Genomic DNA, 25,209 nt, shown 5'->3' with positions numbered 1-25,209 from the left:
AGGCAGGATCCACATGATCCAGTGGCGACGTATCAGTCTACCGGGCGGGTTTTCAGCCGTAGACTGACCCACAAACCAGCGCAAGGAGGCACCATGGACACCGATGTCATAGTGATCGGAGCAGGTCTCGCGGGTCTGCAGTGCGCTCGCCGCCTGCAAAGCAGGGGCCACGACGTCACTGTCCTAGAAGCCGGTGACGCCGTAGGAGGTCGAGTACGCACTGACCTCATTGACGGCTTCCGCTGCGACCGGGGGTTCCAAGTGCTCAATCCGGCCTACCCGGCGGTTCGGGAGTGGATTGACGTCTCGGCGCTGAAGATGCAGAAGTTCGGGGTGGGAGCGGTGGTGAACACCGCCGAAGGAACTTCCACCCTGGCCCATCCACTGAGGCATCCTGACCGGGCCCTCGCCACTCTGCGAAGCAAGCATGTTCCAGTTTCTGATGTGCTTGCGCTCATCCGGTGGATCGGTCCAGCGCTGTTGCGGGAACCCCGGGCGGGGAAAACTGCCCCCCATGATCAGATGCTGAGCACCTCACTGGATAGGGCGGGGCTGACCGGGAGACTGCGCCGCGACCTGCTGGACACCTTCCTTGCTGGTGTCCTAGCGGACAGCTCCGGCGGAAAATCGGCGCACTACGTGCGGCAGCTGGTGCGCTGGTTCGCGCTCGGAGTGCCGGGACTCCCGCAGTCCGGGATGCAGGCGCTGCCTGAGCAGATGTTCGGCTCTCTGACTGATCCCGTCAGGCTCAATACTCCCGCTCGGAAGCTGAAGGAAACAGCGGACGGCGTCGAAGTCACCACAGACAACGAAGTCTTCAGATCCCGCTTGGTTGTGGTGGCGGTAGGCCCCCAGCATGTTGCTGAACTCACCGACCAGCCGTCTCCAAAAACCCATGGACTGACCACCTGGTGGTTCCGCGCGTCAGAACCGCTGGAGGCTGGGAAGTTCCTTATGCTCGACGCCGCCGGAGACGGTGGAGGCCCCGCCGGGCCTGTCTGGAATACGGCCGTGATCTCCGAGGCAGCGCCCTCCTATGCACCATCCGGGGAACACCTTGTGCAGGCCACTACACTTCTAGACCGACCCGATGGCCTCGCCGAAGAGAGTGCCGTGAAGCGTGACTTGGCGCGCCTATACCGGACCTCGACCACCGACTGGGAGGTCATCACACACCATGTGGTTCCCCATACGCTGCCGGCACAACCACCCCCGCTGATAGAGCGCCGACAGCAGCGAATCGGCGACCACACGCTCTTGGCGGGAGACCACCGAGACACCGGCTCCATTCAGGGAGCACTGGTTTCCGGTGACCGCGCAGCCCGGTCTGCTACTGAGTTCCTCGCCCGAGGCTGATGGAATGACTGAGGGACCGGCGGTGCGGCTCATCCTGCCGCATCAGCTTTTCAAGGAACATTTGCAGGAACCGAAAACCACGGTATGTGTCCTCATCGAACATGACCTACTGTTCCGCCAATACGCCTTCCACTCCCATAAGCTGGTGCTGCACCGAGCCTCCATGGACCGGTTTGCTCGCCGACTGCGCGGCGCCGGCTACCAGGTGGAGCAGCTCCGCTCCGAGGCTGACAACAGCTCCCATAGTCAACTCGCGAACCTCATAAGAGAGCTCAATCCAGCTGAGGTGAGTTGCTTCGACGTCGTCGATGACTGGCTCGAGCAGGACCTACTGGCTGCGCTCGCCCAGGGTGGCTACCGCATGAAGCCCAGTAATTTCCTGGAGACTCCGAACTTCCTCACAACCGGCGAGCAGATCGATGACTGGTTCGCCCACCATGACTCCCGTATGCACGAGTTCTACACCTGGCAACGGCGCAGGCTCAACATCCTGCTCGATGAGGATGGCCAACCCCAGGGCGAGAAATGGTCCTTCGATGCCGAGAACCGCAAGAAACTCCCTCGCGGATACGCTCCGCCCACCATCGAGCGATTCGCCCAGCATCCGGTGCACCAGCAGGAGGGGACCCTAGATCTGGACTCTGGCGCAGACCAAGTAAAGCCGGTGCAGAACGACGCCGCTGAGGACGTTGCCCGTGCGATCGAGTGGGTCCGTGCCGAGTTCCCCCAGGCTCCGGGTGACCCGGATCTCTTTGCATGGCCAACCACCGCCAAGGAAGCAGACCAACACCTGCAGGAGTTCGTACTAGACCGGCTCAACAACTTTGGACCCTATGAGGATGCGATTTCCAACCAGTTCCCCTTCATCAACCATGGGTTGCTCACCAGCTCCTTGAACATCGGACTCCTGGACCCACGTGAAGTCGTCCGGGCCGTTCTTCATGGAGCAGACGAGAACACGCCCTTGGCGTCGGTAGAAGGATTTATCCGGCAGGTCATCGGGTGGCGAGAGTATATGAGAGCCACCTACCGGACCCGAGGCCGGCACATGCGGACTGCCAACCGCCTGGGCCACCACAACACCCTCGGGGAAGGCTGGTGGAACGCCACCACCGGGTTGGAACCGGTGGATCTGGTGATCACGCGAGTGCTCGCCACCGGCTACGCCCACCACATTGAACGGCTCATGGTCCTCGGCAACGCGATGTCTCTGCTACGTGTTGACCCGGACGCGGTCTACCAGTGGTTCATGGAGTTGTTCATTGACGCCTACGACTGGGTCATGGTGCCCAATGTGTACGCCATGAGCCAGTTTGCCGCCGGAGAAGACATCACCACCAAGCCTTACGTCTCAGGGAGTAACTACCTCAAAAAGATGTCAGACCTTCCAACGGGGGAATGGACGGCGCAATGGGACGCCCTGTATTGGACGTTTGTCAAAGATCACCAGGAAGTCTTCGAAACCAACTATCGGTCTCGGATGATGGTCTCCATGCTGGAGAAAATGGACCCTGAAAAGCGTGACATGCACTATGAGCGCGCTCGCGGTCTCCTCAGGGGCGATTCCGGAAACCGATTGGTCCGACAGCGCCGCAATGAACAACAAGAATCATGAAAATTGGCTAGTCTATGTATTTATGCACCAGTTGATCATCATTGCAGCCCCGCGCGCTTCTGCGGGCTACGCCAATGATGCCTGGGAACGGACCGCCATCGGCTGGTCCGGTCGCGAGCCCTAGCGCAGATCTCTTTCACATATTTTCACTGCACTTCGCAATATGAACGTTGCACTCAGCACCGTTATCCATTTTTGCTCTTGATGAGAGTGCTCTCCTCGCCTAGGCATGATTCGCCATACGGGGATGAGCATACCAACCACAGTTGAAGGGGACCCCCTGCCATGACTGATCAGAATGAACCACCGAGTCGCAAAACTGTAGGAACGGAGGCTCGCCGCGCTGGACGCCGCGCGGGCGAGGCCTTTGAGACGCTGGACTACCGGCGTCCCAAGTACCCCCACAATATTCACCCAGCACTCGTTCCCGGTATCGGGATTGACGAGCAGCGCCGCCGCTACGGAATCGACAAGATCGTCTTCTTCGTGGCCGGCGCGCTGACAGTGGCCTTTGTCCTGTGGGGTGTCATCAACCCTGCTCAGGTCGGCTCTGTCGCAGGCTCGGCCTTCACCTGGGTGACATTCAACATTTCTTGGCTCTTCGTCATCACGGCCGCAGTGATCTTAATTGCGATGTTGAGTCTGGCCATCTCACGCTACGGCAGGATCCCGCTCGGCACTGACGGGGAATCACCCGAGTTCTCCACATTTGCCTGGATTTCCATGCTCTTCGCCGCAGGCCTTGGCATCGGCGTGCTGTTCTTCGGCCCATCGGAGCCGCTGACCTACTTCACGTCTCCACCGCCGATGACGCATGAAGCCGAATCTACCGAGGCGATGCACTACTCGCTGGGGCAGACCTTCTACCACTGGGGATTTCACGCCTGGGCTATCTACGCTCTTGTCGGAGGGGCAGTGGCCTACGCTGCCTACCGGCGTGGACGTGTGCTGTTGATGTCCTCAATCTTCAGAACTCTGTTCGGCAAGAAACACTCCGAAGGATTCGCCGGTCAGCTGATTGACATCTTCGCGATCATCGCCACGCTGTTCGGCACAGCTGCGACGGTCGGCATCGCCGCCATGCAGGTCGGGCAGGGCGTCACAATCGTCGCCGGGTGGGACGATCTGGGCAACACCGCTCTGATCATCATCATGGCGCTGCTTACGGTCGGGTTCATCATCTCCGCAGTCTCCGGCGTGACACGCGGCATTCGGTACCTGTCCAACGTCAACATCGTCATGACCCTGGGCATCGTGGGCATTATCTTCATTGCTGGCCCCACCCTCTTCCTCGCCAATCTTGTGCCCTCGGGACTGATGCAATATGTAGGCAACATGTTCGACATGATGTCGCGCTCCGCCTCCTGGGGAGAAGAAACCCAGCAGTTCCAATCCTGGTGGACGGTCTACTACTGGGCATGGTGGATCTCCTGGTCCCCGTTCGTCGGAATATTCATCGCCCGTATTTCCCGTGGCCGAACCATCCGCCAGTTCATCCTGGGTGTCACCATCGTCCCCACTATCCTGCTGGTCATTTCCTACGGGGTGATGGGCGGAACGGCCATGTGGATGTACCGCGAAGGCTACGAGGGGTTCAGCGCGGATATGGCAGCGCCCGAGGTGTTCTTTGCCATCGTGGAGAACATTCCTGCTCTGGCAACATGGATGCCTTTTGCCGCGATCGCAGTCCTAGCGGTCTTCGCGATCACAGCTTTGGATTCAGCCTCCACGGTGATGGGAATTCTCAGCTCCCGCGGCAGCCAATCGCCCAAGGTCGGCGTCGTCGTCTTCTGGGGCCTGGTCATGACGGGCATCGCTGTGGTGATGCTTCTGCTCGGAGATGCCGTAGCCCTGGAGGGCCTGCAGCAACTTGTGATCATCACCGCAGTTCCGTTCGCGATCATCATGCTGCTGATCATTGTGGCGTGGTTCAAAGAGCTGCGCACGGATCCGCTGACACTGCGGCACAAATACGCAGACACCGCAGTCAGTAACGCTGTACTGAGAGGAGTTGAGCAGTACGGCGATAACTTCGCCTTCGGCGTCGTCGAAGCAGATCCCGATAGTGGAGCTGGCGCGGACGTGGACTCCGCGCACTCGGACTACACCGACTGGTATCAACGTACCAACGCCGACGGAGAGCCCGTGGGTTACAACTTCGATACGGGGGAGTGGGCAGACCACTACAACCCTGAAACCGGGGAGATTGGCACCGTCGAGGCTGGAGAGAGCCCAGGCGACGCACCCGACGAAAAACCCACAGCCTGATACGTTGCTAGGCGGTACTCAGTGCCAGACGGAAACCGGTATGACCCAGCGAAGTGTCGGCTGTCGCCGCACTCCGGGCAGATGTCCGGTACCGGCGGCAGTAGGACTCGTGGCAGAGGTACGAGCCGCCTCGCATCACGGGGCGATCGTCACCCCGCGCGAAGCTGTCGCTTGTCCACTCCCACACGTTTCCGGTCACATTGTGCAGACCGAATCCGTTGGGGGAGTGGGCATCCACAGCTACTGGGCCCACACGCCCAGCAGGTCGGTGCGGAAACTCACCTGTGAATGTATTCATTCGAGGTCGACCCTCAGGTTCGCGGGTCCCGCCCCAGGGATACGGCTGCTGGTCCAGTCCGCCCCGGGCCGCGAACTCCCACTCGGCTTCGTCCGGCAGCCGCGCGCCTACCCAACGGCTGTAGGCAACGGCGTCCCGGTGGGAGACATGGGTGACAGGATGATCAGTTTCCAGCAGCTCCGAGCTCCCGGGTCCTGCCGGCGCGAACCACGCTGCTCCAGTGACCTGGTGCCACCAGGGCGTGGCGGCCACGGTGGGCGAGGACTGCTTTATGTGGTCTGTAAGCAGACCGTTGAACACCAGAGAGTTACCGTGAACCTCCGCGTCAGTTCGGTATCCCGTGTCCACCACGAAGGCGGCGAACTCTGCCACCGTCACAGCGGTGGCGGAAACGGCGAAGGGTGCCACGTCGACCCATCGAACGGGCCCTTCTCCGTCTTCGGCATACGCCAGGCGCCCCTCACTGCCCATTCGGAAACGCCCACCGGTCAGGCCGATCAGCGCAAGGTCTCCACCGGCCGCAGTGGCCCAACGCTTCAGAAGCTGAGGATCAGCAGCTGACGTGTGGCTCTCCATTGGGCCTTGACCCCGTGTTGGCCCGCAGCAAGATGACATTCCAAAGCTCCTTCTTAACTTCTCGTGAAAGGTACCCCACATCTCATGACTCGCCCCAACATCGTCGTGATCCAGGCAGACCAGATGGCTGCCCAGGCCCTCGGCGCCTATGGAGATACTGCAGCGCACACCCCGGAGATCGACCAGCTGGCTGATCAGGGAGCACTCTTCGAGCGAGCGTACTGCAACACGCCGCTGTGCGCGCCCTCTCGTGCCTCCATGATGACCGGCAGGATGCCCTCTGAGATCGACTGCTGCGACAATGGTGACGACTTCCCAGCCTCGGTCCCGACGTTCGCTCATCGGCTCCGCCAGGAGGGCTACCACACCGCCCTGATAGGACGGATGCACTTCATCGGGCCCGACCAGCACCATGGCTTCGAGGAGCGGCTGACCACGGATGTCTACCCCGCAGACCTAGACATGGTGCCAGACTGGGAACGTCCACTTGAAGACCGTCTCCAGTGGTATCACGACGCAGACGCCGTCTTTGCTGCGGGAGTCTCGCAGGCTTCTGTGCAGCAGGACTTCGACGATGAGGTGAGCTGGCGTAGCCTGCGCCATCTCAATGACAGAGTTCGAGTCAACCAGGAGGCCGGCCATCAGGTCCCTTTCCTGATGGTGACCAGTTTCATCCACCCACATGACCCCTACGAGCCGCCCCGCGAGCATTGGGACCGCTTCGACGGTGTTGCGATCCCGGGCCCCCAGCATCCTGACCCGCCGCATCCCGACCAGGATCCGCACACCCACCGGCTGCGGATCATGAGTGGATTCGATCAGCGCACGCCCGGTACGGAGCAGATCGCCCGCACTCGGAGGGCCTACTACGCCGCAGTAAGCTACATCGACGATTGCATCGGGCGGATCCGCCGACGTTTGGAAGAGCTGCACCTGAGTGAGAACACCGTCATCATCGTCACCAGCGACCACGGTGACATGCTCGGGGAGAAGGGACTCTGGTACAAAATGTCGCCCTATGAGCAGTCGTCCCGAGTCCCGCTGATCATCACTGGACCACAAGCATCGGTCCCGCGGGGACGATTCTCCAATCCGGTCTCTCTCGTGGATCTAATGCCCACCCTGCTGGAAATCTCTGGGGCTGCCGAGCCGGGAGCGCCTGTGACCGATGCGGCCGGAATATCGCTGCTGGAGTCCATCCGGCGGGAACAGTCAGTCCAAGCCGGGCCAGCGGATCGCGACGTCGTGATCGAGTACTTGGCCGAGGGGACCTATGCTCCGCAACTGACTCTGGTGCGTGGCCGGCACAAGCTCATCATCTGCCCAGGTGACCTTGACCAGTTATTCGATCTCATGGCGGATCCGCAGGAGGTGGAGAACCTTGCCGCCGAGCCAGCACAGTCAGAGCTGGTGGCACAATTGCGGGCCGCATTGTTGTCCCGCTACTCCATGGATGACCTGGACCAACAAATCAGGACGAGTCAGCGACGCCGCCAGCTTGTCAGCAGCGCCCTGGCCCAGGGGAAGACCCGGCATTGGGACTTCGCCCCGGACCCGGAGCGGCGCTATGTGCGCGGCGACTTCTGGAGCTCACTGGAATACGGAACGATCCCAGACCGTTCCCGCTGATCACGTGTGCCTCAGACACTGCCTTCGCGAATGAGCTGGGCACAGCGTTCACCGATCATCATGGTGGTGATGTTCGGGTTGACTGTCGTCAGCTCAGGCATCACTGAAGCGTCAGCTACCCGCAGGCCTCTGACCCCCTTGACGCGCAGCTGCGCGTCCAATGGCGACATCTGGTCATCATCGGCTCCCATCCGCACCGACCCGGCTGGGTGGTAGACGGTGTTATGGGTGCGGGTGACGTAGTTGGCCAGGTCTTCATCGGACTGGACGTCTTTGCCCGGGAACAGCTCCTGTCCAGCCCATTCCGCCATTGCCGGCTGGGACACGATCTGTCGAGCCAGCTTGATGCCTTCTACCGCCACACGCATATCGTGACCTTCCGGATCAGTGAAGTACCGGGGATCAACGCGGGGCTTATCCCGGTAGTCCCTGGAACGCAGCCGGACTGTGCCGCGAGACTTGGCGTGGGTCACATTCGGCGTCAGACAGAACGTGTTGTCTGAGGTGGGGTAGCCATGGCGCAGCGTGTGCATGTCGAAAGGCACTGAACCGTAGTGCATCATCAGGTCCGGCCGGTCCAAGCCCTCTTTGGTCGGAGCGAAAATGCCGATTTCCCACCACTGGTAGGAGTCCTCGACCATGGGCTTCTTTGCGTCCCAGGCGATGACTGCTTCTGGGTGATCCTGCAGATGCTCACCGACTCCTGGAGAGTCCACCCGGACGTCGATGCCCTGCTCAGACAGGTGTGCCGCCGGGCCGATCCCGGAGAGCATGAGCAGTTTGGGAGAGTCGATGGCGCCGGCAGCGAGGATGATCTCCTGGCTCGCGCGGATCCGGCGCGCACGGCCGAATGCATTGTCCACCGCATCCACCCCGACGGCCTTGTCGCCATCAAATACGATCTCGCGAACCCACGTGTCAGTGAGGATCGTGAGATTCTCGCGGTCCAGAATCGGGTGCAGATAGGCCACGGAGGATGAAGAACGGGTCCCGTCTTCTTTTCGGTTGATCTGGAAGAAGTTTGCGCCCTTGAGGACTGTCTCGCCGGTGTTGAACTGTACCCGGGGGATACCCTGCTGTTCGCAGGCATCCAGCAGTGCCACACCGCAGGGGTCTCGGGGTGGGATTGTCATCAGATTCACCGGGCCGCTACGCCCGTGGTGGTCTCCCGGAGCGTCGTTGGTCTCCAGTTGTTTGAACAGTGGATAGGTGCTCTCTGCGTTCCATCCGGCTGCCCCCATAGCCTCCCACTCGTCCATATCCTCGCGCAGCGCCCAGAAGGCGATGCAGGAGTTGTGTGAGGAGCAGCCACCGAGCACTTTGGCCCGAGCCTGGCGCATGAACGAGTTGCCCTTTTCCTGTGGCTCGATCTGGTAGTCCCAGTCGTAGCCAGACTCCAGCAGCTCCATCCAGCGGTTCAGCTGCAGCACTTCATCCTTGTCTGCGTCGGTGGGACCTGCTTCAAGCAGAGCGACGCTGACATTGGGGTCCTCCGATAGACGAGCGGCCACGGCGGCGCCACCGGAGCCACCGCCGATGACGAGATAGTCGAAAGTGGTGTTCTCCACAGGTCTCCTTATTCTTCTGGCATGCTGAACCAACCGGTGACGGCTGGTTCAGTGTTTTCGTAAATGTGCTTAGCCTCGCGGTACTCTTCAAAGCCCATCAGACCCAGTTCACGGCCGATGCCGGACTGCTTGAATCCACCCCATTCAGCCTGCGGCAAGTAGGGGTGGTAGTCGTTGACCCAGATAGTGCCGTGGCGCAGTCGCGAGGAGACCCGCTGCGCGGTCCCTGAATCCGAGGTCCACACCGCCCCGGCCAATCCATAAATGGTGTCATTGGCCGTTTCGATGGCCTCTTTCTCCGTGGTGAAAGTCTCCACCGTGATGACGGGGCCGAAGGACTCTTCGGTCACAGCATGCATGCCCCGTTCGACGTCGTCGAGCACGGTGGGTGCGTAGAAGAACCCCTTTTCGTGCTCAGCTCCGCCGAAGTGCCCGCCGGTGCGAAGGGTGCAGCCTTCACTGACGCTTTGCTCAACGTATGCGTGGACTTTCTCCCGGTGCTCCGCCGAGATCAGCGGGCCGGTTTCGGCCCTCTCATCAAAGGGTCCACCCATGCGGATGTGCTCGGCGCGGCGGACTAGTTCGTCGACGAACCGAGTCTTGATCGACTCCTCGACGATCAGTCTGACGCCAGCCGAACACACTTGGCCGGAGTCGGTGAACCCTGCATTGAGTGCATTGTCCACGGCAGCGTCGAAATCAGCATCGGCGAACACCACATTCGGATTCTTTCCACCGAGTTCCAAAGCGATCTTTTTAACTGTGTCTGATGCTGCGGCAGCAATCTTGCGTCCAGTCACTAAGCCACCGGTGAAGGAGACCAGGTCAACGTCTGGGTGTGAGGACAGGGGCGCGCCGGCGGTTACGCCGGGGCCCGTCACCAGGTTCGCCACGCCCGCAGGGAGCCCTAGGGAGTCGAACACGTCCATGATCAGGATCCCGGTGTGCGGGGTGAGTTCAGCGGGCTTGAGAATCAACGAGTTGCCAGCGGCCAGCGCGGGTGCGAGTTTCCAGGCGGACTGCAGCAGCGGGAAGTTCCAGGGAGTGATCATCCCGCAGACTCCTACCGGTTCGTACACCACCTGGGAGCGAACCGTAGGGTCTCCGGCGTCGACCACTCGGCCGGCATCGTGGTCGGCCAGCTTCGCGAAGTGTGTGAAGCAGGCGATGATGTCGTCCATGTCGAGTTCGGCTTCCACGAGCCGCTTGCCGGTGTCCAGGGCTTCGGCGCGAGCGAACTCTGCTTTGCGTTCGGTGAGCTGTTCAGCGACCCTCAGGAGGAACTCGCCCCTCTGGCCGGCTGGCGTGTCAGCCCAGACGCGGGATTCGAATGCCTGTTTCGCCGCGGCGATCGCCGCCAGAGTGTCCTTCTCTCCAGCCTCGGAGACGACGCCGACCTCGCTGCCGTCAGCGGGGCAGCGAATGAGCCGGGTTTCTCCGCTCTCACTGGAAACCCAGGCACCATTGATGAACAACGTGGAGGCTTGAGGGGTAGTCGTGTCGTGGGTCATGAGTCTCCTTCAGTGGGCTGGGTGATCTCTCCAGTGCGGGTCCGGTCGTGATCCCAATTGTCGGGAACCTGACCCACCTCCATAGTGACAGGGCTACCTGCTTCCTCGTTCATGGTGAGGACCGCCAGATGCCGCTCGTAGGAGTCGATTACGTCCGTGATGATCTGTTCCTGGGAATATCCGAACACATCGTGTCCCAACGATCCCGTAGCGGAGAAGATTTCCACCTGGTAGTAAGTTTCATCACGAGTTCTGAGGCGTGGTGCGAAGCTGGGCACCGAGTACGCGATGGGGTACACCTGGTACTTGAACTCGGCTCTGTCTCCGAAGAACACATGGAGGTCGGTGTGCGGAATGTCGGTCCCTGGTACAGTTCCGCGGCTGCAGGTCACCTGAGCTCCCTGTTTCTCCAATTCCGCGGCCACCTCTTCGATGGCGGGGGCCGCCACATTGTTCATGAATTTGGTGACCTCGGCCTCGTCGGGATAGTGCATATGCCGGGCCAGGCGGCGGCGCCACTGGCCTCGGCCACCTTCTCCACTTTCCACGATGCGCTCTGAGAGCGCGGATGACAGTGTGGACTCGCGCGATTCGGCCGTATAGCTCTCCATACGCAAGGCTCTCCACACTCCTGCCATCAGGAGATAGAGGATGATGGACAGCGGCAAGCCCACTATCACCGTGGCCATCTGCAGGGTGTAGATGCCGTCCAACAGCAGCATCACCAGGGTCAGTCCACCGATAATGAAGCTCCATACGATGCGCAGCCACGGCGGTCCGTCCGAGGTGGTGTCTTCGGTCCTGGACGTAAAGTTGGCGAGCACCAGGGCACCAGAGTCGGCACTTGTGACGTAGAAGAGCAGCCCCACCAACACGGACACTCCGATGATGAACGAGGCACCCGGGTAGTCCGCCATGAGCGCGAAGTAACCGGAGCCCTCAAAATCTTCAGCTTGTTCCGCGAACTCCGTGTCGCCACCCATGATCCGGGAGACCGTAGCGTTGCCGAAGATCGAGATCCACACCGCGATGAAGGCGAACGGCACCACAAGCACCCCAACGATGAACTGACGGAGTGTGCGCCCCCGTGAAATTCGGGCCAGGAACAGGCCGACGAACGGCGCCCAGGCCATCCACCACGCCCAGAAGAAGATAGTCCACCATTCGACCCAGCCTTCGTCGAGCCAGGCCTCGGAGGTGTCATAGGCGAACGTTTCAGTCAGCATCCCCGGGAACAGTGCGACGAAGTCTCCGAAGTTCTTCACCAGCGCATTGAGCAACTGCACCGTCTCACCGGAGACCAGCACATAGATCATCAGCAGGATGGCCACCAGGACGTTGAGCTCGGCCAAGCGCCGAATACCTCTGTCCACACCGGAGACTGTAGAAAACGTCACCACCACGGCAGCAAGAATAATCAGCGCAGCCTGGATGCCGGTTCCGGCCTCGACGTCGAAAATCCAACCGATGCCGAAGCTGAGGAACACCACGCCGATTCCCAGGCTGGTGGCGATTCCGAAGACCGTTCCGATCACAGCCCCCGTTTCGATGATGTCGCCAGTCGTGCCGCGGGCACGGCGCCCGATGATCGGCAGCAGGGCGCTGCGGATACTCAGCGGAAGGTGGTAACGGTAGGCAAAAAGGCCGAAGGCCATTCCCATGAGGGCGTACATCGCCCAACCGGGAATTCCGTAGTGGAACATTGTCCACAGCGCTGCCTCTTCTGCAGCCTGCAGAGTACCGTCCGCAGCCCCTGGGCCGACACGAAGGTTGGTGGCCGGTCCGACGACGGCGAAAAACATCAGATCCACACCGATGCCGGCGGCAAAGAGCATCGCGGTCCAGGTGAAGAGGTTGAATCGGGGTCTGGAATGGTCGGGTCCCAGTTTGATTCGTCCAGAGCGGGTGAAAGCGACGACGAGAACAAAGACCACAACGATGGCGGCTGTGAGGATGAAATACCATCCCAAACTGCCGCTGATCCAGGTGAAGGCGCCTTCGAGTACTTCATACGCGGAGGCTGGAGCTGCGGCGGCCCACGCGGTGAACGCCACAATGATAGCTGCGGAAATAATGAAAACAGGCCAATTGACCTTAGAGGCTCCGGAAGCGGTGGGTGCTGCGGCCATCGAGTTCCTCACTCAGTTGATTAACGGTGTCGGGTGATTCATGTACAACGCTATGGGACGTCGGCGTTGGACGCTTTACTGTGACACAGATGGCCGCCCTTTGTCTGGCTCTCGGGGCCACGGGAAAGAAATTCTAAGAATCTTCCCATCCGATACGACTCCGGCGCCGAACTGTTAGTACGCAGGCCGATCACACCACAGAGATTGGACCCTGTCCCACCACACAGTTCGATAGGAGATTTCAGTCATGCAGACCGAGATGCGCACAGCAAGCAAATTCCTTGGCATCGGCACTATCGCATTGCTGGGCTTGACAGCCTGCGGCGGCGCCGACGACGAGGCACCTGAGAATGATCAGGATGCAACGACGCAAGAGGACATGGAACAGGACGATGCCATGGACCAGGAGGACGATACTGACGACATGGACGAGTCCGAAGGTATGGACGAGGATATGGAGGAAGAATCCGATGAGGGCATGGATGAAGATATGGATCCTGCCGCAAACCTCGTCGGTGCCGCCTGTGAAGATTACGCAGAGCAAGTTCCCGAGGGCGACGGATCTGTCGACGGAATGGCTCAAGACCCTGTGGCCACCGCCGCTTCCAACAACCCGATGCTCACCACACTGACCAGCGCGGTCTCAGGGGAGCTGAACCCGGATGTCGATCTGGTGGACACTCTCAACAGTGACGAGTTCACTGTCCTGGCCCCCACTGATGACGCCTTCGGCGAGGTGCCGGAAGAGGACCTGAATGCCTTGGCTGAGGACGCCGACGCGCTCGCTGGTGTGCTTACCTACCACGTCATCCCAGGACAACTGAGTCCTGATGAGATCGAAGGCGAGCACGAGACGGTCAACGGCGCTACTGTGACTATCACCGGAGAAGGTGAAGAGCTCATGTTCGACGAGGCCGGCCTCGTCTGCGGAGGTGTTCAGACTGACAACGCCGTGGTCTACATGATCGACGGTGTTCTGATGCCAGCGGCCGCTGAGGAGTAAACCCCCCCCCCTTTCGCTCTGAAGGTAGAGCCGCACCGCGCCCATGCCCATGGCGCGCACACGATGGCGGCGCCTCGACAGCCCCTGGGGCCCGTCGGGCGCCGCCATCGTCCTATTTTCCCCATCAATGACGACACTCGTCCCACGGGGTCAGAGCAACTCGTGATTAGACCAAGTCCATGGCAAGCTGGAGTAATGTCCAGACCCAAACCGGCTGAGGAGCGCCTCGGCGACTCCCCGCAGTCGGGTGCAGCAATGGATGCCTGCGGTGCATTGCTCGTAAGGATTCAGCATCATGACGAACAGGCTTTCGAGGCCCTGTACCGGCAGCATGGCAGCATCCTGTTGGCAACAATCCTCCGCCTGGTACGCAACAGGTCGCTCGCGGAAGAGGTCTTACAGGAAGTCTTTTTCGAGGTGTGGACCAGAGCTGACTCTTTCCGACCTGACGCAGGATCCGGAAGAGCGTGGTTGACCACTATGTGCCGCCGCAGAGCCATTGATCGGGTCCGGTCCGTTCAGGCCCAGCAAGATCGGGACTTCACCGAGGGAGTTAAGCAGGTCCATGAGGTCGAGCCGGATATCCAGACCGAGGCTTTGAACCACGTGGAGTCCATACGCCTCAACACGGCGCTGCGGCAACTTCCGGCCGAGCAGGCCACGGCCATTGCCATGGCCTACTATCAGGATCTGTCCCACAGCCAGATAGCTACGGCCTTAGACATCCCGCTGGGGACCATAAAATCCAGGATACGCGACGGTATGAAGCGTCTACGCGCTCAGTTGGAGGTGAACGATGCACGCTGATCACGAATACCTCGCGGCCGGTTACGTGCTCGGTGGCCTCGCCCCAGACGAGCTTGAGCTCGCACGGTCCCTCAACGAGTCCGACCCAGAGTTCCGCGAAGAGGTAGCAGCATTCTCGGATACTATGGCGCTGCTTTCGGACTCTGATGTGCCCGTCACCCCCAGCCCTGAGGTGGACGCAGCAATCCTTAGCATTCCCCATCAGGGAACCAACGCGGGCAGCGAACCCCATCCATCCACAGCAGAAGAACCTCAGTCGACGCCGGCCGTGGAACCCACTCGTCGTGCGCGGATCACTCAGACGATGTTCGCTCTGGCGGCCTCCGCACTCGTTATCGTCGCCGCCGTCCTGGGCACCATGCTCTTCAACCAAATGCAGCAAGCGCAGGAGATCGAACAGTCTCTCACCGCAGCTGAGCAGGAGCGTGAGCAGATGGAGCTCTTGCTCGGTGCCCCCGACTTATCGGCCGCCCATGTGGAATCAGCTGCTGGGGGCAGCGTGACTGTCACCTATTCGATGGACGCACAGATGATGCACATCGTCCCTCACAATGTCCCGGCGCCCTCGTCTGATGAGTCCATGCAGATGTGGCTTATTGATGAGGAAGGACCACACAGTCTGGGGCTGATGAGCGGCGAAGGATCCGAGATGCTGGCCTCCGTGGATCTCGCAGAGGGAGTCGCGTTCGGGGTGACGATCGAGCCTTCTGGTGGTTCTCCGGAACCAACAGATGACCCCATTATTGTTGCCGAACTCTAATGCCCCATCCACCTGGGGCCGCGGCTCCGAATACGGAACATGAGCCCCGCTGACGTGTCCCCTCACCGACTCTCCGTGACGCTCCGATGCGCTGTGGCCGGTGTCGTGGCAGCAGCGGTGTTTCTGGGACTTGCGGATATTCTGGCGCGGTTCTTCGCCCCTTCGGCTTCACCCCTGGTCGCGCTGGGCAACACCATCATCGAACTCTCGCCTTCCGCCCTACAAGACTTCGCCATCTCGACCTTCGGCAGTAACAACAAGCTCGTCCTGTTCATCAGCATGGCGATTGGTGGAGCGCTCCTAGCAGCTGTGCTTGGCATTGTGGCAGGTCGGCGGCTGAAGATCGCGAGTGTGGTATTCAGCGTCATCGGACTGGTCTTCATCGGTGTGGTGCTCCGCCGACCAGACACGGGATGGGTCGATGCCGTGCCCACAGTTGCCGGAACAGGCATGGGCCTCGCTGCGTTGACTGCCCTGGTGATCACGGCCCACCCCAAAGCATCGGTGTCTTCTGCGAATGAAGAACCCCCGCTGGCTGCGTCCAGACGAGCCTTTCTCGGCCTGGCCGCCGCTGGTACTGCGGTTGCCGTCGGCTCTTTGGCACTGGGGCGTTCGGTGCAGACTTTTGCTCAAGATGTGGCGACGGCGGTCGGCCGGCTGGTTCTGCCCTCGCCTGCGGTTCGCGCTGCAGCGATTCCCGAGTCCGCGTCTGTGGGCGTCAATGGTGTCGCTTCCTTCATTACAGACAACTCCGAGTTCTACCGCATAGACACTGCCTTGGTGGTCCCCGAGCTGAATCCGGAGGAGTGGTCTCTGCGGATTCACGGTCTGGTGGAGAACGAGGTGCTGATCGATATGTCTGAGCTGTTGTCCCTGCCGCTGGAGGAACATCACATCACCCTGGCATGCGTGTCCAATCCGGTGGGTGGAGATCTCTTGGGAACCGCTACGTGGTTGGGTTATCCGGTGCGGGAGCTTCTGGCGCGTGCCAACCCATTGCCGGAGGCGGATATGGTGCTGTCACGTTCATCGGATGGCTTCACCGCATCGACTCCGCTGGAGGCTCTGACCGACTCCCGCAGCTCACTGTTAGCAGTGGGTATGAACGGCGAACCCCTGCCCGTCCAGCATGGATTTCCTGCGCGGCTCGTCGTTCCCGGACTCTATGGCTACGTCTCAGCCACCAAATGGGTGGTGGAGCTGGAAGTGACACGGTTCGATCTGGCGACGGCGTACTGGACCGACAGGGGTTGGGACGAGCGAGGACCGGTTCTTGTCTCATCACGGATTGACGTGCCTCGAGCGTTGGAGACACTGTCCGCAGGGGACGTCGTCATAGCGGGAAGTGCTTGGGCGCAGCATGTTGGGATCGAAGCTGTGGAAGTCCAAGTCGATGATGGCGAATGGGAGCCTGCCGACCTGGCTTCAGAGGTCTCAGCTGATACCTGGCGTCAGTGGAGGTACGTGTTCCCCGATGCAGAACCAGGAAGGCACTGGGTGTCAGTACGAGCGGTTACCGCGGATGGTGAGGTTCAGACTGGAGAACGTCAGGACCCCATACCGAACGCGGCGACAGGCCGGCATCGTATCGACTTCCAGGTCGAGTGACGCAGACAGACAAAGTACTCTTCGTCAGTCCGGCGGGTCGGGATTCTTGGATTTCCGGTTGGCCTCTGCCTTGAGTGCGGCACTCCAACTGCCGTAGAAATTTCGGATAGCCGGACCGGACGGAATGTCCGTGCGTCCCTGACCCACCATTTCTTTTCTCCACTCAACGTAGTGCTGGAGCTTAGTGGAGTAGTTGCCCTTGGCGGCGTCGTGTTTGAAAGTGCGGATGGCGGTGTCGAACTGCTCCGGGGTAAACCGTGCTGAGCCGAAGCCCTTGGGCATGTGCTGTTTGGATGTGGCGAACCCTGCCGAGCGGAGCGCCTCATTCCATGAGCCTCCAGCACGTTTGAGGATGGTCGTAGCGCCGACTGGCCAAATCTGCTTGCCTTTGCTCGATTGGATCCCATGAGCTGCGATGAAATCGGTTCGAATTTCCGCGTACCTTTTGGCGGAGATTGTCAGTGCAGGGTTCCGTTCAAGGCTCTTTTTCCCGGCTCGCACAGTATCCTGAGCGAGGGAAGTCAGATGAGGTGTGCCCTGGTGGTGGAGCATCGCGTCCAGGGTTTCGGCCATCTCTGAAGGAAGTTCCGGCACCTCAGCGTCTGGAGTTTGGCCGTAGCCCAATGCGAACAGCAGGCTGGCATGCAGAGCGCTGTCGGGGACCAGTGGAGCAACCATGGTTCTGAGCTAGTCCTTCGACGTTTCCGTGCTTGGTGGGCCGTGGACCTGCTCCGCATTGTTCAGTCCATCAATTGACGCCATCTCAGCCTCTGAAAGCTGAAGTCCTGTCACGTCGAGGTTCTCGCTCATTCGCTGCGGGGCATCAGTTTTGGGTATCACGATATCGCCGCGCTGCAAGTGCCAGCTCAGCAGGACCTGGGCCGGGGTTCGGCCGTGCCGGTCGGCGAGCTCCGCGATGACCGGGTCACTGAGCTCCGCGCCTTTACCCAACGGGCTCCACGCTTCAACCGCGATCCCGTGGGACTTGGTGAATTCGCGCAGCTCATTATTGGCGAAGTAGGGGTGGATCTCGATCTGGTTGACCGCCGGTACAACGCCGGTAGCTTCGATAATCCGCTCCAGATGCTCCTCCTGGAAGTTCGACACTCCGATGGAGGCAACGCGCCCTGAGTCGCGCAACTCGACCATGGCCTTCCAGGTATCGACATAGTCGACGGTCAGCTCAGGCATGGGCCAATGGATGAGGAAAAGATCCACAGTCTCAAGACCCAACCGCTCCAATGACTGAGCGAAGGTGCGGTGGACATCGGCGGGCTCGTGGAACTGGTTATTGAGTTTGGTGGTGATGAACACCTCATCCCGCGGAACCCCAGATGCCCGAAGGCCCTGGCCCACACCTTCTTCGTTCTTGTACATCTGCGCGGTGTCCACGTGCCGGTATCCCGTCGCCAGCGCTGCCGCGACCGACTCCGCCGGAGCAGCCAAGGCAGAAGTGCCGAAACCGATGACGGGAATCTGATGACCGGAATTCAGTTCGAGGGTGGAAGTCATAAGGTCCACTCTACGGTGCCGTTCCCGAGATTTCCCTGGACCAATTGCAGCAATGTTCTGATCGCGGGCGGGCCCGAACGCTCCGCTGTTGTGCCTGCGGAACGGTCAAGCAGAACGGCCCGCATCCCAGCCGCGCGAGCGCCGGCGACGTCAGCATCAGGGTTGTCTCCCACCATGAGACAGGCATGAACGGGTTGCCGAACACATTCGCTGGCTGCTGCGAAGATGCGTGGATCAGGTTTGCTGAATCCGAGCGCCCCGGAGGCAAGCACGGGAACATCCGTGAGCCCGATTCGCGTGACCTTTTTCCTCTGCTGCTCATCGGGCCCGTTTGTCACCACAGCCATTGCCAGGCCAGCGGTCCGCAGTGATGCAACGGTGGGTGCGACATCATCGAATGGGCGCCAGTGGTGCTGGTATTCGCGCTGATATTGCTCGAAGACAGCCCAAGCGCCGTCGTCGCTCCTGACGCCAAGGTCGATGACCTCGGCTGAGAACTGCGTAATGCGCTGGAGTCGCTGCTGGGCGTTAGTTCACCTGCCAGGTAACGCTCGTAGAGCTGGTGGGAGATCCGTTGCCACTGCGCCAGCAGATCTTTCACCTCAGCGCTGGTGAGCTGGTCGTGGGTCGGCAGAAGGGAACGTATGGCGGCGTCGCGGGCCGTATCGTGGTCCAGCAGCGTCGCGTCAAGGTCAAACAGCACCGCCCGGATGCCGGGAATCAGACTGGTGATGCTCAGACCTCCATCCGCAGAGGTGTGCTGGCCGGGACTGGGTCTGTGCTGAGCCGACCGTAGGTGAGTACATCAATCCGCTCACCATCTATGAGGAACTTCCGCCGTTCGGTGCCTTCGTGGATGAATCCAGCGGAGCGTGCGATGGCTCCGGATGCGGGATTATTGACCCGATGGCCGAGCTCTAAACGTTCGAAACCCCCATCTCCGGCTTCACGGCTGGTGAGCGCCCAATTCGCTGCCGCTGAGGCCGCTGCTGAACCCAGCCGAAGTCCGCGGAACTCAGGATGTATCCAGTAAAAGAACCACCCGAGACGGTGCTGAGTGGCGCCATTGATGCCGATAACACCCACGCAGTCGTCATCGGCTACGACGGCGAAACCGTGGTTACCCTCTGCGGTATCGGTGACGAAGGTGATGTACTGCCGTGCCGAATCCAGATCGGTAACCTCTCCTTGCCTGCTCATATCTGTGGAGTCAGCCTGGAAACCGGCCAGGACAGCGGTGGCGTCGTCGACTCGCAAGCGTCGCAGGAACGGAGAGTTCACGGATCTACCCTATCTGCCGGAATGTTGGTCCTCATCGCAACGTTGGCCAAAGTATGCGTGCAATGACTTACCGAGAATATGGCGACCCGAACACTCTGCAGCTCGTGGATTTGGCTACACCGAAGGTCGGCCCAGGCGAGGTGCTGATCCGTGCCGAGCGAGCGTCGGTCAATCCGGTGGACTGGAAACTGATGAGCGGTGCCCTCGACGCCATGATGAATACTTTCTTCCCGGTTATCCCAGGGTGGGATGTGTTCGGTGTTGTGGAGCAGGTCGGCCCTGATGTGCCGGAGTTCTCGCCTGGAGACCGCGTCGCCAGTTACGCGCGGAAAGACTTTGTCCAGGGCGGAACCTACGCCGAGTACGTCTCAGTGCCTTCGACCTCGGTGGCGCACGTGCCGGAGGCAGTTAGTTCCGACGCCGCGGCAGGGCTGCCACTCACAGGCCTTACTGCGCTGCGCTGCCTGCAGACTCTGAGTGTCACGGACAAGGACACTGTGCTGATCCACGCAGCCTCTGGGGGTGTCGGCCATTTGGCCTCCCAGTTGGCTCTGGAGGAGGGCGCCAGGGTCATCGGCACGGCGTCTGAAGCTCATCACAAGCGCCTGCGCGACATGGGGGTGGAGCCGGTCACCTACGGCGACGGGTTGGCTGACCGTGTTCGCGAACTAGCCCCGGACGGGGTGGACGCCGTGGTTGACTGCGTCGGTGGAGTGCTCGAGCAGACACTGGCGGTGCTGACCGATGGTGGGCGGCATGTTTCTATCGCTGATCCCACTGTTGTAGAGCAGCAGGGTCGGTGGGTCTGGGTGCGGCCCGACGGCGCCCGGTTGGAAAGTCTTCTGGAACGGGTCGCCGATGGCCGGTTGACCGTGGACATCGATTCGATCTACCCCCTGGAGAAGTCCGTCGAGGCAATGGAACACAACCAACGCGGAGCCCGAGGGAAGATCCTCATTGACCTCACCAGTTGAGCCTTAGCCCGTAAGGGGGAAGACTCAACATTCCACGACGTTGACCGCGAGGCCGCCGAGGGCTGTTTCCTTGTATTTGTGGGACATGTCCTTACCCGTCTCGCGCATCGTGTTGATGACGTCGTCGAGCGTGACGCGGTGTTCGCCGTCGCCCATAAGAGCCATGCGGGCGGCGTTGACCGCCTTCGTGGCGCCAATCGCGTTGCGTTCGATGCACGGAACCTGGACGAGACCTGAGATCGGATCGCAGGTCAGCCCTAGGTTGTGTTCCATAGCAATTTCGGCGGCGTTCTCCACCTGGGTGGGGGTTCCGCCAAGGACTTCGCACAGTCCGGCGGCTGCCATAGATGAGGCTGAGCCAACCTCTCCCTGGCAGCCGACTTCAGCCCCGGAGATGGAAGCCTGCTCCTTGTACAGCACCCCCACGGCCGCAGCGGTCAGCATGTAGGTGGTCACGATTTCACGCCGGTTTGCCTGATCGGCGAACGTGGAACCTGGGCCGTAGTGGGTGGCGTAGAACCCGACGGCCGGAATAATGCCCGCCGCACCGTTGGTCGGCGCTGTGACCACTCGCCCGCCTGACGCATTTTCCTCATTGACGGCCAGCGCCACGAGATTCACCCACTCCTGCCAGTAGGCGTAGGAGCGTTCCGGGTCGTCTTGCCACAATTTGGCGTGCCAGGCTGGTGAGCGGCGTCGAACTTTCAGGCCGCCGGGTAGGGGGCCCTCTCTGGCCAAAGCCGAGTCTTTGCAGGCCTCCATCACTTCCCAGAGGTGCCAGATCCCATCAACGACCTCTTCCTCGGTACGGTGTGCACATTCATTAGCCATCATCACTTGGGAGACCGGCAGCCCGGAATCGCTGCAGTGTGCCATCAGCTGGGCGGAGGTGCGGAATGGGTAGGGAACTGAGGCGTCGGCCTCAGCAAGCTCAGCTGCGGGGGAATCCGACTCAGCGACGACGAATCCGCCGCCGACCGAGTAGTAGGTCTCTTCTGCGAGGAGTGCGTCCTGAGAATCCACTGCGCGGAGGATCATGGCGTTGGAGTGCCGCTCCAGATGGGTGAGGGGCCGCTGAATAAAGTCCTCGATCCGCAGCGTGATGTCCACGCGCTGTCCTAGCTGGGCAGCAACCTGGACGGTCCCTGATGCTTCCATGGAGGCTTTGCGATCGTCGACCTGATCCGGAAGTATCTCTTCAGCTGCCCACCCTTCTAATCCAAGCAGAACGGCGTCAAAGGTGCCATGACCTGCTCCCGTTGCGGAGAGCGAACCCAGCAGCTCAACCTGAATACCAGCGAGGTGGTCGATCTTAGGTACGACCTGCTCATCGACGAACCGGCGGGCTGCGCGCATCGGTCCCACAGTATGAGACGACGAGGGACCCACCCCGACGCTGAAGAGATCGAAAATGCTGATCATGTGACTTAGCTTACGCTGTGCCGTTCAGGCCCTGTACCGACCGGGTCTGTGGTTGAAGGCGATAATGATATTCATAACGACGGCGCCGGCGGCGGAGAGCAAGACGTTCTCAGGGGCGAGGACCGTCAACGCGAAGAGGATGACGGTGATGTCGAGTCCCATCTGCACATATCCGCCACGGAGGTTGAACTGCTCCTGGGCAATGATCGCCAAGATGTTGAACCCACCCAGTGAACTCCCGTGTCTAAACACGATGAGCAGTGCGACGCCCAAGAGTGCATTGCCGGCGAACACCCCGAAGACTGGATTGATATCTGGGACTGGCATAAATATTTCGCAGATGGCGGCGAAGCCGGAGACGATCCCCACTGAGACGGCTGTCCGAAGGGTGAATCGCCACCCTTTGCGCCACAGAGCTAGGCCAAAAAAGGGAATATTGACGAGGAAGAACAGCCACGCCAGGCCAAGCGGCGTGCCGAAAGTGAGCAGAAGGGCCAGGCCTGCGGTACCTCCGCTGACGGCTTCTGACTGTTCGAGCAGGTAGAGGCCTAGGGCTGCCATGAAGGTGCCGGTCACCACCCCGAGAACGTCTTCGACGGCGGAGTGGGGAATGACATGCCCGGCGAGGGGCTGGATATTGGCACCGCGTTCGCTGCGCCCATCTGAGTCGCCGTGGCCGCGGGGTGTTGCGGGGTCCGGCTCTGAGTCTGGTGTGGACATGCGCAATAGCGTACTTCGAGTGTGTTTCGTAGAGGTTGACCGAGCTTCAGGGGCGCCAAGTGAAACGCTAGGCACCGCTGGGGCTCGGGCGTCGCGCCTTCGCATACCTCCAGACCGTTCACGGTCAAGGTGGCCAGAGTTGACCGCCCGTCTGAGGGGTCCAGAGATCGCTGAATCCACCCACGGAGCTCAGGCCGGGAGACCGCTCGGGAAAGTCGTGAGAGCGAACTGCTGGCATAACCGGCAAGAGTACCCATGCGCAGCATATGGTCCGGTGTGTCAGCTAGAGCCAACAGGATGCCTTACTCGAATCAACTAATCTTTCAGCGGACTCGACAGTGAGTAAGAGAAGACTGTGCCGTCTTTGCTGGAAAGAGCTTGGACGTCTACGTCGTACAGACTGGAGATGAGGGCTGGTGTGAGGACCGCAGCAACTTCACCGGCTGCCATGATTCGCCCGTCTGCGATGGCAATGACTCGGTCTGCGTGGAGGGCGGCGAGGTTGATGTCGTGAAGTGCGGTGATGACTGCGAGTCCTTCACTGGCGAGGGCGCGCAGAAGCGCGAGGGTCTGGAGTTGAGCTCGGGGATCAAGATGGTTGGTGGGTTCGTCGAGGAGGAGGAGAATCGGTTGTTGCGCCAGTGCGCGTGCGAGTAGCACACGTTGACGTTCGCCTCCGGAAAGTTCGGTGAAGTCTCTGTGGGAAAGGTATTGTGCTCCGGTGCGTTCCAGAGCGTCCTTCACCACCTGACGGTCATCTACGGAAGGCGCGGTCAGACGGCCAAGGTGTGGGGTGCGTCCGAGCATGACGGTTTCTTGTACGGTCAATGGCTGGTCGGTAGCGGAATGCTGGTCAATGAACGCAACGGCCTTGGCACGATCACGTTGCGTCAGTGCCGTGAGGTTCTTGTCTCCTAGGTAGACCTGGCCACGCGTAGGAGCATCGAGATGGGCGATCAGCTGGAGCAGGGTGGACTTGCCGGCGGCGTTCGGTCCGATGAGTGCAGTGATTGCGCCCGGAGGTGCAGTGAATGTGACATCTTCGATGATGCTCCGCCCGTCGCGGTGGAAGCTCAGACCCTCGACGCTTAGTTCGGCGGTCACAGTGCTCTCCGTGACCGCAACAGAAGAATCGCGAAGGCGGGCGCTCCTAGGATCGCGGTGACGATCCCGACGGGAAGCTCTCGCGGGTCGAAGGCGACACGGGCGATCGTATCGGCGAGAAGGAGCAGGAGCGCCCCAGCGAGGGCTGCGACGGGCAGTAGCCGTCGGTGGTCTGGGCCAGTGAGAAGTCGCGTGGCGTGCGGGACGAGGAGGCCGATGAATCCGATGGACCCGCTGACCGAGACGAGTGCGCCGGTAAGAACCGCGCTAGCTCCCAGGAGCAATATGCGGGCCGTGGTGGCATGGACGCCAAGAGAGCGGGCGGTGCGGTCACCGAACGCGAACGCATTGAGGGTGTTGGCTGAAAGAACAAGGGGCACCCCGATGGTGAGGAACGCAATGGCGGCGATGAGGACACTATTCCAGGTCGTTCCAGCCAACGATCCGAGGAGCCACCCGAGAATCTCCCGGTAGGTGTCACCGGTTGAACTCCAGAAGATGACCAGGCTTGTCATGGCAGAAAAGAGTGAGGAGATCGCGACGCCGGCAAGGACGGTGCGCGACGGCGAAGCCGGGCCGCCGACACTGGCGAGGATCAGGGTGCCGGTGAGAGCCAGTATGGACCCGAAGAACGCGGCTACGGGCAGGGTGATCGTGAGACCTACAACAATGACGAGCACTGCACCCAGAGAAGCTCCAGAGGAGAGACCAAGCAAGTATGGATCGGCGAGCGGGTTGCGGGTACTGGCCTGCATGACGGTGCCGCAGACGGCGAGCCCTGCCCCGACGAACATAGCCGTGACAATGCGGGGCATTCGCAACTCCCACATGATCGCCTCCTGGGTGACCGACAATGACGCGTCAGTGTTGGTCACATGGGCAATCATGCTTACCCCTACATCGTGGACCGAGATATTCGCAGGCCCAATGACGATGGCAGCCAGCATTTCAATGGCGAGTGCGATGGTAAGGAACAAGACACCGACCGTCAGGCGCGCTCGTCCACGGGCCGCTGCTGGCCAACGGGGTGGAGGTGTGTGAGTTCTCGAGTCTGACCGGACTGATGAT

Annotated in this window: 21 protein-coding genes; 9 read left to right on the top strand and 12 right to left on the bottom strand. The window is 60.9% G+C overall.

Features of this window, described 5'->3' with window-relative positions:
* Positions 1-93: 93 nt before the first annotated feature.
* From FH975_RS03625 to FH975_RS03615, 3 genes are all read left to right on the top strand, one after another.
* A complete protein-coding gene (locus FH975_RS03625) occupies positions 94-1,356 on the top strand; it encodes an NAD(P)/FAD-dependent oxidoreductase (RefSeq protein WP_162320118.1) in 1,263 nt (420 codons plus the stop codon).
* A gap of 4 nt (positions 1,357-1,360) precedes the next feature.
* Positions 1,361-2,971, top strand: coding sequence for a cryptochrome/photolyase family protein (locus FH975_RS03620; protein ID WP_162320117.1), 1,611 nt, complete (start codon positions 1,361-1,363; stop codon positions 2,969-2,971).
* Between the two features lie 285 nt (positions 2,972-3,256).
* Entirely contained in the window at positions 3,257-5,239 is a 1,983-nt protein-coding gene (locus tag FH975_RS03615) for a BCCT family transporter (RefSeq protein ID WP_162320116.1), read from the top strand.
* Between the two features lie 7 nt (positions 5,240-5,246).
* On the opposite strand, the gene FH975_RS03610 is transcribed toward FH975_RS03615, so the two are convergent.
* On the bottom strand, positions 5,247-6,113 hold the full coding sequence (locus FH975_RS03610) for an SUMF1/EgtB/PvdO family nonheme iron enzyme (protein WP_235928430.1): 867 nt from the start codon (positions 6,111-6,113) through the stop codon (positions 5,247-5,249).
* 84 nt (positions 6,114-6,197) lie between these two features.
* Here FH975_RS03610 and betC point away from each other — a divergent pair, with 84 nt between their 5' ends.
* Positions 6,198-7,742: a choline-sulfatase gene (betC, locus tag FH975_RS03605; RefSeq protein ID WP_162320114.1), complete on the top strand. Its 1,545-nt coding sequence runs from the start codon at positions 6,198-6,200 to the stop codon at positions 7,740-7,742.
* Positions 7,743-7,753: 11 nt separating this feature from the next.
* Here the strand turns inward: betC and FH975_RS03600 are convergent, their stop codons facing one another.
* The 3 genes from FH975_RS03600 to betT are packed head-to-tail and all read right to left on the bottom strand — an operon-like array spanning position 7,754 to position 12,950.
* Positions 7,754-9,310, bottom strand: coding sequence for a GMC family oxidoreductase (locus FH975_RS03600; RefSeq protein WP_162320113.1), 1,557 nt, complete (start codon positions 9,308-9,310; stop codon positions 7,754-7,756).
* A gap of 8 nt (positions 9,311-9,318) precedes the next feature.
* Entirely contained in the window at positions 9,319-10,821 is a 1,503-nt protein-coding gene (locus FH975_RS03595) for an aldehyde dehydrogenase family protein (protein WP_162320112.1), read from the bottom strand.
* Positions 10,818-12,950 (bottom strand): choline BCCT transporter BetT, encoded by a 2,133-nt coding sequence (gene betT / locus FH975_RS03590; protein WP_153078760.1) that lies wholly within the window; start codon positions 12,948-12,950, stop codon positions 10,818-10,820. The genes FH975_RS03595 and betT overlap by 4 nt, the downstream gene beginning before the upstream one ends.
* A 247-nt stretch (positions 12,951-13,197) precedes the next feature.
* Between betT and FH975_RS03585 the strand changes: the two genes are divergently transcribed.
* From FH975_RS03585 to FH975_RS03570, 4 genes are all read left to right on the top strand, one after another.
* On the top strand, positions 13,198-13,953 hold the full coding sequence (locus FH975_RS03585; RefSeq protein WP_235928428.1) for a fasciclin domain-containing protein: 756 nt from the start codon (positions 13,198-13,200) through the stop codon (positions 13,951-13,953).
* A gap of 195 nt (positions 13,954-14,148) precedes the next feature.
* Complete coding sequence (locus FH975_RS03580) at positions 14,149-14,760, top strand: sigma-70 family RNA polymerase sigma factor (protein WP_162320111.1); 612 nt, start codon at positions 14,149-14,151, stop codon at positions 14,758-14,760.
* Positions 14,750-15,520 carry an anti-sigma factor gene (locus FH975_RS03575; RefSeq protein ID WP_162320110.1) on the top strand — a complete coding sequence of 257 codons (771 nt, stop codon included), beginning with the start codon at positions 14,750-14,752 and terminating at the stop codon, positions 15,518-15,520. The genes FH975_RS03580 and FH975_RS03575 overlap by 11 nt, the downstream gene beginning before the upstream one ends.
* A gap of 39 nt (positions 15,521-15,559) precedes the next feature.
* Positions 15,560-17,128, top strand: a complete 1,569-nt coding sequence (locus FH975_RS03570) for a molybdopterin-dependent oxidoreductase (RefSeq protein ID WP_162320109.1) — start codon at positions 15,560-15,562, stop codon at positions 17,126-17,128.
* Between the two features lie 24 nt (positions 17,129-17,152).
* Here FH975_RS03570 and FH975_RS03565 read toward each other — a convergent pair whose 3' ends face one another.
* The 4 genes from FH975_RS03565 to FH975_RS03550 form a co-directional block, all read right to left on the bottom strand.
* Complete coding sequence (locus FH975_RS03565; RefSeq protein WP_162320108.1) at positions 17,153-17,806, bottom strand: hypothetical protein; 654 nt, start codon at positions 17,804-17,806, stop codon at positions 17,153-17,155.
* Positions 17,807-17,815: 9 nt separating this feature from the next.
* Positions 17,816-18,640, bottom strand: coding sequence for an aldo/keto reductase (locus FH975_RS03560; RefSeq protein ID WP_162320107.1), 825 nt, complete (start codon positions 18,638-18,640; stop codon positions 17,816-17,818).
* On the bottom strand, positions 18,637-19,122 hold the full coding sequence (locus FH975_RS03555) for an HAD family hydrolase (protein ID WP_328821800.1): 486 nt from the start codon (positions 19,120-19,122) through the stop codon (positions 18,637-18,639). The genes FH975_RS03560 and FH975_RS03555 overlap by 4 nt, the downstream gene beginning before the upstream one ends.
* Positions 19,123-19,375: 253 nt before the next feature.
* Entirely contained in the window at positions 19,376-19,921 is a 546-nt protein-coding gene (locus FH975_RS03550) for a GNAT family N-acetyltransferase (RefSeq protein ID WP_162320106.1), read from the bottom strand.
* A 62-nt stretch (positions 19,922-19,983) separates the two neighbouring features.
* Between FH975_RS03550 and FH975_RS03545 the strand changes: the two genes are divergently transcribed.
* On the top strand, positions 19,984-20,895 hold the full coding sequence (locus FH975_RS03545) for an NADP-dependent oxidoreductase (protein ID WP_153078768.1): 912 nt from the start codon (positions 19,984-19,986) through the stop codon (positions 20,893-20,895).
* Between the two features lie 24 nt (positions 20,896-20,919).
* Here FH975_RS03545 and FH975_RS03540 read toward each other — a convergent pair whose 3' ends face one another.
* From FH975_RS03540 to FH975_RS03525, 4 genes are all read right to left on the bottom strand, one after another.
* On the bottom strand, positions 20,920-22,317 hold the full coding sequence (locus FH975_RS03540) for an L-serine ammonia-lyase (RefSeq protein WP_162320105.1): 1,398 nt from the start codon (positions 22,315-22,317) through the stop codon (positions 20,920-20,922).
* Between the two features lie 24 nt (positions 22,318-22,341).
* On the bottom strand, positions 22,342-23,037 hold the full coding sequence (locus FH975_RS03535) for a YitT family protein (RefSeq protein ID WP_162320104.1): 696 nt from the start codon (positions 23,035-23,037) through the stop codon (positions 22,342-22,344).
* Positions 23,038-23,352: 315 nt separating this feature from the next.
* On the bottom strand, positions 23,353-24,141 hold the full coding sequence (locus FH975_RS03530) for an ABC transporter ATP-binding protein (protein WP_202923013.1): 789 nt from the start codon (positions 24,139-24,141) through the stop codon (positions 23,353-23,355).
* The gene (locus tag FH975_RS03525; protein ID WP_235928426.1) at positions 24,138-25,118 is read right to left on the bottom strand and encodes a putative F420-0 ABC transporter permease subunit; all 981 of its coding nucleotides are present in this window, start codon (positions 25,116-25,118) and stop codon (positions 24,138-24,140) included. The genes FH975_RS03530 and FH975_RS03525 overlap by 4 nt, the downstream gene beginning before the upstream one ends.
* Positions 25,119-25,209: the final 91 nt, after the last annotated feature.

Source organism: Nesterenkonia haasae, assembly GCF_010119385.1.
Lineage (GTDB): Bacteria > Actinomycetota > Actinomycetes > Actinomycetales > Micrococcaceae > Nesterenkonia > Nesterenkonia haasae.
Note: the sequence above shows the minus strand (reverse complement) of the source record. Positions and strands in the feature narration are given on the sequence as shown.

What these genes read in the sequence shown, in the direction of transcription:
- FH975_RS03625 (WP_162320118.1), top strand. Translation starts at nt 94, where the DNA reads ATGGACACCGATGTCATAGTGATCGGAGCAGGTCTCGCGGGTCTGCAG.
- FH975_RS03620 (WP_162320117.1), top strand. Translation starts at nt 1,361, where the DNA reads ATGACTGAGGGACCGGCGGTGCGGCTCATCCTGCCGCATCAGCTTTTC.
- FH975_RS03615 (WP_162320116.1), top strand. Translation starts at nt 3,257, where the DNA reads ATGACTGATCAGAATGAACCACCGAGTCGCAAAACTGTAGGAACGGAG.
- FH975_RS03610 (WP_235928430.1), bottom strand. Translation starts at nt 6,113, where the DNA reads ATGGAGAGCCACACGTCAGCTGCTGATCCTCAGCTTCTGAAGCGTTGG.
- betC (WP_162320114.1), top strand. Translation starts at nt 6,198, where the DNA reads ATGACTCGCCCCAACATCGTCGTGATCCAGGCAGACCAGATGGCTGCC.
- FH975_RS03595 (WP_162320112.1), bottom strand. Translation starts at nt 10,821, where the DNA reads ATGACCCACGACACGACTACCCCTCAAGCCTCCACGTTGTTCATCAAT.
- betT (WP_153078760.1), bottom strand. Translation starts at nt 12,950, where the DNA reads ATGGCCGCAGCACCCACCGCTTCCGGAGCCTCTAAGGTCAATTGGCCT.
- FH975_RS03585 (WP_235928428.1), top strand. Translation starts at nt 13,198, where the DNA reads ATGCAGACCGAGATGCGCACAGCAAGCAAATTCCTTGGCATCGGCACT.
- FH975_RS03580 (WP_162320111.1), top strand. Translation starts at nt 14,149, where the DNA reads ATGTCCAGACCCAAACCGGCTGAGGAGCGCCTCGGCGACTCCCCGCAG.
- FH975_RS03575 (WP_162320110.1), top strand. Translation starts at nt 14,750, where the DNA reads ATGCACGCTGATCACGAATACCTCGCGGCCGGTTACGTGCTCGGTGGC.
- FH975_RS03570 (WP_162320109.1), top strand. Translation starts at nt 15,560, where the DNA reads ATGAGCCCCGCTGACGTGTCCCCTCACCGACTCTCCGTGACGCTCCGA.
- FH975_RS03565 (WP_162320108.1), bottom strand. Translation starts at nt 17,806, where the DNA reads ATGGTTGCTCCACTGGTCCCCGACAGCGCTCTGCATGCCAGCCTGCTG.
- FH975_RS03560 (WP_162320107.1), bottom strand. Translation starts at nt 18,640, where the DNA reads ATGACTTCCACCCTCGAACTGAATTCCGGTCATCAGATTCCCGTCATC.
- FH975_RS03545 (WP_153078768.1), top strand. Translation starts at nt 19,984, where the DNA reads ATGACTTACCGAGAATATGGCGACCCGAACACTCTGCAGCTCGTGGAT.
- FH975_RS03540 (WP_162320105.1), bottom strand. Translation starts at nt 22,317, where the DNA reads ATGATCAGCATTTTCGATCTCTTCAGCGTCGGGGTGGGTCCCTCGTCG.
- FH975_RS03535 (WP_162320104.1), bottom strand. Translation starts at nt 23,037, where the DNA reads ATGTCCACACCAGACTCAGAGCCGGACCCCGCAACACCCCGCGGCCAC.